This window comes from Candidatus Pantoea multigeneris (assembly GCF_011752615.1).
Taxonomy (GTDB): domain Bacteria; phylum Pseudomonadota; class Gammaproteobacteria; order Enterobacterales; family Enterobacteriaceae; genus Pantoea; species Pantoea multigeneris.
In genome coordinates this window covers 201,579-213,161 of record NZ_VWXF01000005.1, presented here as the reverse complement: position 1 = coordinate 213,161, position 11,583 = coordinate 201,579, and the positions used below count along the sequence as shown (strand labels likewise).

Here is an 11,583-nt window from a genome sequence, read left to right as displayed (position 1 = left end):
GCTCAATCCCGTTCGTCTTATTCAGTCAATATTCACATGCTTCCTGCCTGCTGTCAGGACAATTTTCCGACAGCAGCAGCGATTTCCGGCAGTGCAGCGCGGGCGAACAGCTCTTCGAAATCAGGCAGTTTACCCAGTACTTCACGGTTTGAAGCATCCTGATAAATGATCCAGCCATAGGTTGCCAGGCTGTCCATCGAGCGAATATTACGCTGCGTCAATGCCGCTTTATAATCGGTCATACGCTTGTTGGCGATCAGGCTGGCCAGTTCATCATCGCTGTAGCCTTCAATCGCTGAACGCGCATGGCGCTGTAATTTGCTGATCAACGAGAAGTCTTCTGTCATCAGCAAGTTGCGTACCGCTTTTTCAACTTCAGGGCCATCAACCGCAGTGCCTTTCGGCAGTTTGGTCAGCGCCAGTTGCTGTGCGAAGCTCAGCACGGTGTAGTTGTTCAGCAGTACAAACATCTCTGGCGTATCCGTTGCGCCATAGGCAGGTACTGCACCGTTAGCGATGGTTTTACCACTGCGCCATGCGGCTTTGAACTTGGTGACCTGATGGGTCGCCAGTGCCGTAGACAGCTCTTCCAGCAGATCTTTACGCGCTTTCGCTTTCAGGATCTCTGCGCTGTCTTGATACAGCAACAGTGAACGTGGCATCACGTAGGCGAAGTTGTGGCACTCGGTTTCCCAGTGCTCCAGCAACCAGGCTGCACGCGGTGACTGGGTCGCTTCAACGTGCCAGTTCAGCATGGTGAAGACCGCTTCTTTGTGGACGCGCGCCATTTCGTTGTCATCGGTGATAGCACCAAACAACACGGAATCCACCGATGCCAGGCTAGCCAGTTTGTGGTACGGGTCATACTGGTAGGCGAAGCCACCGCTCATCCCGTTACCGAAACCTTTACCAAAGCTGCCAAGGTTCAGTACTGCACCGTTGGTCATATATTCGCAGCAGAAATCACCCACGCCTTCCACTACGGCAGTCGCACCAGAGTTACGCACCGCGAAGCGGTCACCGGCTTGACCCTGAACAAACAGGCGTCCACCGGTGGCACCGAACAAGGCGAAGTTGCCGATCAGTACGTTGCCATCGCTCTCTTGTGAGCCACCGCCCGGGGACAGCACCAGGATTTCCCCGCCACACTGGCCTTTACCTACGCCATCGTTACAGGTACCGCTGTGCTTCATCTGCATACCATCGTTACAGAAGGCACCGAAAGACTGGCCCGCAGAACCGGTAGTAGAGACGTTCACGCTGCGCGGTGCCAGGTAACGGCGACCACGGTCATCCTGCAACACGGCCGGATGCGCAGCCACTTGCTCAGCAGAAAGCTTGTAGTTCAGTACGCGTTCGATATCGATAGCCAACTGGCCACCAACACTCTTGTTACGGTTGTTCAGCGCTACGCCATTGCCCAGTTGAACTGGCGCGTTCGCGTTGAGATGCCAGGCGTTGTTGAGTTCTTCAACCCAGGCGTTGTCCAGCTCGAAATCTTTTTCCAGATAGACCGGATTGTGGATTTTGACTTCTGGCACCACGGTTAACATTGCGCGGAAGTCGAGTTTGCCCACTTCCAGCGGGTGTTCCATCAGGTGCAGCAGGTCAGAGCGTCCACGCGCTTCACGCAGAGAACGCAGGCCAAGACGAGCCAGAATCTCACGCACTTCCTGAGCAACGTTGATGAAGTACTGCGCCAACTGGCGTGGGTCACCATCAAAGGCTTCGGCATTGGTGGTCAGACCGGCCGGGCATTTCACGTTACAGTTTTTCGCCATGACGCACTTCAGCATCATCAGCGCAGTGGTACCGAATTCGAAGCTATCACCACCCAATAGGGCAGATTTGATCACATCGCTACCGGTCTGCTGTGCGCCAGAGCAGCGCAGCAGAACTTTATCGCGCAGGCCATTAGCACACAGTGCCTGGTGTACTTCCGCAATACCGATTTCCGCCACACGACCGGTGTATTTCAGGCTGGTAACGGAAGCCGCACCCGTGCCCCCGGTGTTACCGGCTACGTTGATAACATCCGCGCCCGCTTTTGCTACGCCGACAGCGATCGTACCGATACCTTCAGAAGAAACCAGTTTAACGATAACGCGCACGCGTGCTGCTTTACAGTCGTGGATCAGCTGCGCCAGATCTTCGATAGAGTAAGTGTCGTGGTGCGGCGGTGGAGAAACCAGCTCAACACCCGGCGTACCGCCACGCGCTGCGGCGATCTCAACCGTTACCTTCGGCGCAGGCAACTGACCGCCTTCACCCGGTTTTGCACCTTGACCGATTTTGATCTCCAGCTCTTCCAGCATCGGGTCGGCGAGATAGGCCGCCCAGACGCCGAAGCGACCAGAAGCTAACTGTTTGATACGTGAAGCGCGGATGGTGCCATGACGGGAGTAGTGTTCACCGCCTTCACCACAGTTACTCATGCCGCCAACCATGTTGGTTCCGTGCGCAACAGCTTCATGCGCTGGGGCTACCAGAGCACCGTGGCTCATAGCACCAGAAGCAAAGGTGCGGGTGATTTCGCACGCTGGCTGTACTTCGCTCAGTTCGATAGAAGGCTGAGCCGTAAAGATGCGTGACAGGTAATCTGCCGCTTTACCAGTAGCGCTGATACGCAGGGTTTCATCTACCACTTCTGCCTGGCTGATAGCTTCATTGAAACGGCCTTGCAGCGCACGAGCCAGCGCTGCCAGACGGTCGGACTGAGGTTTCAGGCCTGACAGGGTGTTGCTCAGACGCAGGACAAACTCACCTTCGCTGCTGCTCTCGCAAGAGAGGCCACGAATGGCATAGCCGTTGTTCACCAGCGAGTAGCGACCCAGTTTGCGAGCAAATTCTGCTTCGCTGTCCACTGGCGTCAGATCTGCCGGGAACGCGAGGATGTCACGCAGTGCCGCTGGACGACGCTTACGCTCTTCCAGCATCAGGCTGGAGAACTGGCGGTAGTCGGCGGTGATCTGGAAATTGTTGATCACGTCATCCGGGATGCGCTCGAAGCTGGTTTTCGTGAAGGCTGCGGCTTTGATGTTCAGCGCGCTTTCCAGCTTAGACAGCGTCAGCAGGCGGATGAAGTTATCTTCTTCCTGTGGCTTCTCCGCAAAGCGGATCGGCTGCTCGGTCATATCGATAAAGGTACGTACTGCAATGGTGCCGTAAGAGTGACCCGCGCCTTCGGCACGTTCTTTGAACAGGCCGAGCAAGGGCACTTCAGACTCACCCTGGATTCTCAGGGCGCTCTGGTGCCAGTCGTGCGCCATCTGTGCGATGGTCGCGAAGCCCGCACCGCCCACTGGCGTTTTGATATTCGGGAAATATTTCTTCAGCACGCGATCTTCGGTGTTAAGGAAGTTCGGCTCGAAGAATTCACCACAGGTGTAGCTCTCAACCGTACAGAGACCCACTTTACCCATGGTTTTCATCAATGCTTTTTCTGCGGCTTTGGCATAGCGTTTAAACGCTTTGTTGCCTTCTTCGCCTTCACCGTACTTCTCTTCCGCACGCATCTGTACGCCCAGCGGATAGATAGCAGAAGCACCAAAGCCCAGTGCCGCAGCGATATGGTGGGAAGAGATGCTCTGTCCGCTCTCAACCACCAGGGAAACATCCAGACGCAGGCCTTCCTGTACCAGACGCTGGTTGATGGCAGAAACCACCAGCAGCATTGGCATACCGGCACGGCTGGAAGAGATGTGGCGGTCAGTCAGTACCGCAATACCGCCTTGTTCACGGGCGAAATCCACCACTTGCTGAGCCAGGTCATCGATCGCCTGCTCCAGCGCGTTTTCATTCGCGGCGCGGCTGATGCTGTCAGTACCAATGACTGGCGTGTACAGCATATCGAAACGCTGATAAGGCGCGACATCCTGCTCACGCAGTTGCAGCATATCCAGATGCGTCAGGATTGGGGTTGGCACAACAATTTGTTTGCCTTTGCTGCGGCCAAGGTGCGGCTTCGCGCCCAGCGCAACGCGCAGGGTCATACCGTCCACTTCGCGGATGGAGTCCAGCGGTGGGTTGGTGACCTGAGCAAAACGCTGTGAGAAGTAGTGAGCAACGCCACCTTCATGATCGGACAGGCCGTTAATCGCATTGCCGTAACCCATGGCAGAGATTTTCTCTGCACCGGTTGCCAGCATCGGGTCCATCATGAATTTGAAGCTTTCCTGGTTGTAGTAGTACGCCACAAACCGCTGGTACGTTTTCAGGTCACCACTGTAGCGCAGCGGTGAGCCCAGCTTCTCAGCCGGTACGGTTGGCAGCTCTTTCAGGTCAACGCGTGCTGCACGCAGCAGCGCTTTGTAATCTTTTACCGCAGCCAGTTTTTCCAGCGCTTCGTGCGTGGTGTAGCTGCGTTGTTCTTTGTGATCCCAGTACAGCATACCGCCCGCTTCGATACGGCCACGACGCAGTACGCTCTCCGGTGGGAAGGCGATCTGACCGGCTTCGGACATCGCACCGATATAGTCAGCGGTTTCAACGGAACGCAGTGGGCGCAGACCAAGACGGTCCAGACGTGCGCCAATCACTTCACCGTTACCAAAGATCAGTGCCGCTGGGCCATCGTTTTTCTCTTCGTACAGCGAGAAGTACTCCAGCATCGCGCGCACTTCTTCTGACAGGAACTCATCGTTTTCCCACGCTGGCGGCATCATAGATACCACAGCGGTGATCAGATCGAGATTGTCTTCCATCAGACGGCTGTGGATGCTCTGGTCCAGACGCGAACTGTCAGACTGGCCTTTCGGACGCACAATGGTTTTGCCGCGAGCCAGCATCAGGGCCGCTTCGGCAATGCGGTTTTTACGGTCGGTGTTCAACTCACCGTTGTGCGCCATCAGGCGGAACGGCTGCGCCATGGTGGTGTGCGGGTCGGTGTTGGTCGAGAAACGGGTGTGGAAGAACAGACCGCGTACCTGATGGTCTTCATCGGTCAGGTCTTTGAAGTAAGGGATCACTTCATTAGAGTTCAGACGCGCTTTGAATACCTGAGTGCGTGAAGACAGAGAGAGCGGATACAGGCCGCCGTAGCTGCTGTCAGTAAAGGCACGGGCTTCAATATCCAACAGCGCGCGATAGATAACTTTTTCGAATTCGGTCTGATCGCTAACGCCCTGTGGCGCAGCAAAGATCCACTGTGCGATAGGCAGCTGGAACTGCGCAGCCGCTGGGCGAGTGACGCTGTTATCCAGCGGCAGGTCGCGCTTCATCAGCACTTCAAGGCCATAAGTGGCCAGCGTATCTTCCACCAGACGCTCAGCGTTAGCGCGCAGCTCTGCGTCTTTTGGCACAAAGAAGTTGCCCACACCGAAACGGCCAGCTTCCAGCGGCTGCCCCGTTACTTTGCGGAAGAAGTTCAGTGAGAGGTCCACGTTCACACCGGCACCGTCACCTACGCCCTCGGCAGACATCCCTCCACGGTGAGGAACGGTACACAGCGCACTGTGCGCCATCGCCAGAATCTCATGGGTCTGTTCGCCATCTTTACGGGTAATAAAACCAACACCACAGCTATCGCTCTGCTGGGCGGGATCGTATAAGCCGTATGGGTACGGTTTTTGAGTGGACATGTGGGCCTCCTTAAAACTGCTCTTTTGACATTACCTGCTTATTTTTTTAGGGCACAGCGCGCAGCGAAGGGGCCTTTCCTGACTTAGTCACTCAGACGCCGATTTCCTGAGCGTTTCATCCCAGGACCTTACATCCTTGTATGAACTGTTCTCAGGTGGCTGAGTGCATAAGCGGCGTGAAGTGATATCACGAGGGAGTCTTCATATTCTGCATAGATATGCCGAGACGCTGTCCCGTTGGGAACGTATCCAGCGGAATTCCAAAGTATCGGGAAAGCACACGCAGGTCAAATATCGAGCCTTGTCCAGCTAATAGCATGAAAACAAGGTTAACTTCATGAATTTATTATTAAATTAAACAAAAATCACAATAAGCATAGGCCTTACAAGCGAGGTGGGATTGCACATGCTATCACTGTGGGAAGGGGGGTAAATCGGCCTTGGATGCTTTGAATTACCTATTTGGCAGCATTAAATGCTGGATGATTCATTTGTTACACTGGATGTATCTGTTTTTCTTATGTCGCAACATTTGAATCATTTCGACGGGCAGATTAGCAAAATTAATCACGATATTTTTGCATATGAATGCAACTTTTCATGAATTTATATTCAATACGTTCGGGCGATTGAAGGGATATACCCTGCGCCAGGTGCCGCCGTAGCGCCTTTGGCGCCTGCTGCACCAAAAAAGAGCAGCAGGTGGTCTATTCAAAACCGGAAAACTGTTAAGGATTTGAAGCAGATCACAGCTTAAACGCCGTCACTGCACCTTGATAGCACCTCGATTTGCTCCGCCATGGAACAGCGCAGTTTTTCATCGCTTCTCACTCTCTGATGCGGCAGAGGGTAGGGGAGTTGCGCTATCATGACCCCGTTTACCACTCAGGGAGCCGGTATGAAACAAATTCGCCTGTTGGCGCAATATTACGTCGATTTAATGGTAAAACTCGGCCTTGTCCGTTTCTCACTGCTACTGGCCTCTGCGCTGGTAGTGTTAGCAATGATTGTTCAGATGGCGATCACCATGGTGCTGCGCGGCCATGTTGAAAGCATCGATATGGTGCGGTCGGTCTTTTTCGGCTTACTGATCACCCCCTGGGCGGTCTATTTCCTCTCGGTCGTTGTTGACCAACTGGAAGATTCACGCCAGCGGCTTGCCCGTCTGGTGGATAAGCTGGAAGAGATGCGTCGCCGCGATCTTGAGCTGAATCAGCAGATGCAGGAGACCATTACCCGGCTCAATCAGGAGATCTCGGACCGTATCAAAGCGGAGCAGGCGCGTGAGCAGGTGATGCACAAGCTGCGTGAAGAGATGGCACGACGTGAACAGGCGCAAATTGAGCTGGAACAGCAGTCCACTTTCCTGCGTTCTTTCCTCGATGCTTCGCCAGACCTGGTGTTCTATCGCAACATCAACAAACAGTTCTCCGGCTGTAACCGTGCCATGGAGTTACTGACGGGCAAAAGTGAAAAGCAGCTGATCGGCTTGACGCCGGGCGATATCTACGACGAAGAAGCCGCGACGAAAGTGCTGGAAACCGATGAGAAAGTGTTCCGTCATAATGTCGCGCTGACGTATGAGCAGTGGCTGCAATACCCTGACGGGCGCAAAGCCTGTTTTGAGATCCGCAAAGTCCCCTATTACGATCGCGTGGGCAAGCGCAGTGGGCTGATGGGCTTCGGCCGTGATATTACCGAGCGTAAGCGCTACCAGGACGCGTTAGAGAACGCGAGTAGGGAAAAGACCACCTTTATCTCTACCATCAGCCACGAGCTGCGTACGCCGCTGAATGGCATTGTTGGTTTGAGCCGCATTCTGTTGGACACCGACCTCAATCAGGAACAGATTAAATACCTCAAGACGATCCATGTCTCGGCCATTACGTTGGGCAATATTTTCAATGATGTCATTGAGATGGATAAGATCGAACGACGTAAGGTGCAGTTAGATAACCAAGCTCTGGATTTCACCAGTTTCCTCGCCGATCTGGAAAACCTCTCTGGCCTGCTGGCGCAGCCGAAAGGGCTGAAGTTTGTCATGATGCCGCGCCTGCCGCTGCCGCATAAGGTGTACGCCGACGGCACGCGCTTACGGCAGATCCTGTGGAACCTGATTGGTAATGCGGTGAAGTTTACCCATCACGGTGAAATCGTGGTGAAGGTGGCCTATGACCAGGATGCCACGCTGAGGTTTGAGGTGCAGGATTCAGGGCAGGGCATCCCGCAGGATGAGCAGGATAAAATCTTTGCCATGTATTATCAGGTGAAAGATCAGTTTGGTGGCAAGCCTGCTACCGGTACGGGGATTGGCCTGGCGGTTTCTCGTCGTCTTGCTCAGGCCATGGGCGGCGATATCAGCGTGCAGAGTGCGCCAGGTGAAGGCTCCTGCTTTAGCGTCAGCATCAAAGCCCCACGCGTGGCTGAGCCTATCGAAGACGCCAACAGCGCCGAAGCGATACCGCTGCCCGCGCTGCATGTGCTGCTGGTCGAAGATATCGAGCTGAACGTGATCGTTGCGCGCTCAGTGCTGGAAAAGCTGGGCTGTAGCGTTGAAGTTGCCATGACCGGCACGGATGCACTGGCGATGTTTGATCCGGCAGAATTTGACCTGGTGCTATTGGATATTCAACTGCCGGATATGACCGGTCTGGATGTCTCCCGCGCCATTCACCAGCGCTATCACAATGCCACATTGCCGCCGTTGGTGGCGCTCACCGCCAACGTGCTGAAAGATAAAAAAGAGTATCTCGACGCAGGTATGGATGATGTGTTGAGCAAACCCCTCGCTGTGCCGGCTCTGACAGCGATTATCAAGAAGTTCTGGGATACCCAAGGGGGTGAGCAGGGTGAGGAGGAGAACGTGGCTGAGGAAGGCGTACAGGCGTTATTAGACATTACCATGCTGGAGCAGTACATCGAGCTGGTTGGGCCGGGGTTAATCACTCAAAGCGTGACGATGTTTGAACAGATGATGCCTGGCTACCTGGAAGTGCTGGACTCCAACATGATGGCGCGCGATCAAAAGGGCATCGTGGAAGAGGGGCACAAAATCAAAGGGGCTGCGGGTTCTGTGGGTCTGCAACGTTTACAGCAGTTGGCAAAACAGATTCAGTCACCGGAGCTCCCCGCATGGTGGGATAACGTGGCTGACTGGATTGATGAGCTAAAACATCTGTGGATGCATGACGTTGAAGTCCTGCGTCAGTGGGTTGCAGATCAGGAAAAAGTGTAGACCGCTGAAAAAAAATGACCCCAGCCTAGGCCGGGGTGCGCGAATACTGCGCCAACACCAGGGAAATCGGCGCTGTTGCTATGCTTAGTGTTATTAAGTGCAACAGCGTGGTATTGGTTAAACGTCTAACATCACCTTAGCAAATCCAGAAAGTCTTGCGAACAGATTCATTAAAATGTGTGATGTTGAGCATCGTTTAAATACAGAAAACATTAATTTGGTGACACAGTCAAGTAAGGAATTAGTTTCTTTGCTGTATTGCAGATATTTTGATCAATTATCCTGTTTTTTTTGCCGTTTACGTCAGGCGCTATCGGGCCTGACGGGGTGGTCAGGGAAAAAGCGATTAAAACGCCAGTATACTTCCTGTAACTCGCTCTAAAATAATGAAAACCAGGAAAAGTTGAGCGTTTCGCTCTGGCCGCCAGCAGGCGTTCTGGAAACGCGCTCCAAAAGGTTCCAGATTGGAATTTCTCAGCGGATGTTAGATAAAAATTTTCGCACTATTTTATCAATACAGCATTAAATGCAGGGAAAAACCACCGAGTCAGAATTGCTCGTTTTCAGATTAGTCGTAGCATGTGTTACAGATCTTCAAACGTTAGTGAATATGAAAGTTAAGAGATGTGAATCATTTAATGTGAGTATGATCACAATTAAATAATACTCATCCGCGTTATTAGTTTCTTACTCTCAGGAATGGTACCGATCCCATCGTGGGCTAAAATTGTGATGTCGCGCTGTTATTGTATGAATTAAAACATTTTTTTAACAAAATCCGCTGCGCTAAAACGACGTATTTATCATCATCAGAGCGGTTTTTCAGGCTGCCAACGTGCAGCCCGCTAAATATTGATTAACGCCAGGAACCGGTACAGGAAAAAAAGCATGATTAAGTATAAAGGGAATCTGTGGCTAGCAATCAAACGAGGAGTGCTTAAGGCCCTGGTGGCTCTGTTGGGATTGTGGGTGGTCGCGCTGGTTCTGTTTCGCTTTCTACCGGTACCCTTTTCGGCCGTCATGGCTGAACGGCAGATCGCTGCTTTGATGCAGGGCAATTTTCACAACGTGGCCCACTCAGATTGGGTAGGGCATGATGAAATTTCCCCCTGGATGAAACTGGCCGTTATCGCCTCAGAAGATCAAAAATTTCCGACCCATTGGGGCTTCGATGTGGATGCGATCAGCACTGTGTTGGAAAACGGTGATGATGGGCGCATGCGTGGTGCTTCAACGCTTTCTCAGCAAACCGCCAAAAACCTGTTTTTGTGGGATGGGCGTAGCTGGGTGCGTAAAGGTCTGGAGGCGGGTTTGACGGTGGGGCTGGAAACGTTGTGGAGTAAACAGCGGATTTTGACGGTGTATCTGAATATCGCGGAGTTTGGTAACGGGACATTTGGTGTCGAAGCCGCAGCACAGCGCTACTTTCATAAACCGGCTAGCCGGTTAACCATCAGCGAAGCGGCGCTGTTGGCTGCGGTACTCCCTAACCCTATTTTGTTCCGTGCTGATGCACCTTCTGGCTATACGCGTTCGCGCCAGCAGTGGATCATGCGCCAGATGCGCCAACTGGGAGGAGAAGGATTTTTACAGCGTTACCGGCTGAATTAATCTTCGTCGAAACCTGCTTCGAACAGCTCAATCACGGCCTTCAGGGCTTCAGTTTCCTGCGGGCCGTTGGCTTCGATTTCAATATGGCCGCCCTGCGCGGAGTCCAGCATCAACAGCGCGATGACGCTGCTGGCTTCGGCTTCTGTGCCCGCTTCATTACGCAGCAGCACTTCGGCATCAAAGCTCTGAACCAGCTCAAAGAGTTTCATCGCTGGGCGTGCGTGCATCCCCAGTTTGTTTCTGATTTCTACCGTTTGTTTGACCGTCATGATTTACGTTTTTCCAGCGTGCGGTGACGGGACTGAACATTCTTGCCCCGCGAGCGGAAGTAGTCTGCCAGTTGCTCAGCAATATACACCGAACGGTGTTTTCCCCCGGTACAGCCAATCGCCACCGTCAGGTAACTACGGTTGTTGGTCTCCAGCATCGGAAGCCACAGTTCGAGATAGCTGCGGGTCTGGTAGATGAAATTATGTACTTCGGTATGGCGATCAAGAAACGCAGCAACCGGGCGATCTAAACCGGTCATCGGGCGTAGTTTGGGATCCCAGTGTGGATTGGGCAAAAAACGCACGTCAAACACGTAATCGGCATCAATCGGAATACCGTGTTTATAGCCGAAAGACTCAAAGACCATGGTCAGCTCACGTTCACGCTTGCCTAACAGGCGTGTACGCAGCATTTCCGCCAGCTCATGCACCGACATTTCCGACGTATCGACAATCAGATCCGCACGCGATCGCAGCGGCTCCAGGAGATCGTTCTCTTCATCAATGGCGCTTTCCAGCGATAAGTTCTTACTGGAAAGGGGGTGCAAACGACGCGTATCGCTATAGCGACGGATCAATGTGTTGCGATCGGCATCAAGAAACAGCAACTGTGGCGAGAAGTTTTCTGGCAAATTATCCAGTGCGGCTTCCAGAATCTCCGGTGATTCCGGCATATTACGTACATCAATGCTCACTGCCGCCGAAATATTTCGTGTGGACAGCGAATTCGCCAGTTCAGGCAGCAGTGTGACTGGCAGGTTATCAACACAGTAAAAACCCATGTCTTCGAGGGCGCGCAGCGCCACCGATTTCCCCGATCCAGAACGGCCACTGACAATCATCAGCACCATGACCTTGTCTCCCGTTATTAACCGGCAAACACGCCGGT

The 11,583-nt window shown here is 53.2% G+C and carries 5 protein-coding genes; 2 read left to right on the top strand and 3 right to left on the bottom strand.

Annotation, left to right across the window (positions count from 1 at the left end):
- Positions 1–53 precede the first annotated feature (53 nt).
- A complete protein-coding gene (locus tag F3J40_RS13730) occupies positions 54–5,579 on the bottom strand; it encodes a glutamate synthase-related protein (protein ID WP_167015431.1) in 5,526 nt (1,841 codons plus the stop codon).
- 898 nt (positions 5,580–6,477) lie between these two features.
- Here F3J40_RS13730 and arcB point away from each other — a divergent pair.
- Together arcB and mtgA are read left to right on the top strand one after the other, a co-directional pair.
- Positions 6,478–8,814: an aerobic respiration two-component sensor histidine kinase ArcB gene (gene arcB, locus F3J40_RS13725; RefSeq protein WP_167015429.1), complete on the top strand. Its 2,337-nt coding sequence runs from the start codon at positions 6,478–6,480 to the stop codon at positions 8,812–8,814.
- A gap of 888 nt (positions 8,815–9,702) precedes the next feature.
- Positions 9,703–10,425, top strand: a complete 723-nt coding sequence (gene mtgA, locus F3J40_RS13720; RefSeq protein ID WP_167015427.1) for a monofunctional biosynthetic peptidoglycan transglycosylase — start codon at positions 9,703–9,705, stop codon at positions 10,423–10,425.
- On the opposite strand, the gene npr is transcribed toward mtgA, so the two are convergent.
- Positions 10,422–10,694: a PTS phosphocarrier protein NPr gene (gene npr, locus F3J40_RS13715; RefSeq protein WP_167015425.1), complete on the bottom strand. Its 273-nt coding sequence runs from the start codon at positions 10,692–10,694 to the stop codon at positions 10,422–10,424. The genes mtgA and npr overlap by 4 nt on opposite strands.
- A complete protein-coding gene (gene rapZ / locus F3J40_RS13710) occupies positions 10,691–11,545 on the bottom strand; it encodes an RNase adapter RapZ (protein ID WP_017349584.1) in 855 nt (284 codons plus the stop codon). Before rapZ ends, npr begins: the two co-directional genes overlap by 4 nt.
- Positions 11,546–11,583: the final 38 nt, after the last annotated feature.

Bases quoted from the DNA above. Each gene is read 5' to 3' on its own strand.
- F3J40_RS13730 (WP_167015431.1), bottom strand. From the start codon at position 5,579: ATGTCCACTCAAAAACCGTACCCATACGGCTTATACGATCCCGCCCAG.
- arcB (WP_167015429.1), top strand. From the start codon at position 6,478: ATGAAACAAATTCGCCTGTTGGCGCAATATTACGTCGATTTAATGGTA.
- mtgA (WP_167015427.1), top strand. From the start codon at position 9,703: ATGATTAAGTATAAAGGGAATCTGTGGCTAGCAATCAAACGAGGAGTG.
- npr (WP_167015425.1), bottom strand. From the start codon at position 10,694: ATGACGGTCAAACAAACGGTAGAAATCAGAAACAAACTGGGGATGCAC.
- rapZ (WP_017349584.1), bottom strand. From the start codon at position 11,545: ATGGTGCTGATGATTGTCAGTGGCCGTTCTGGATCGGGGAAATCGGTG.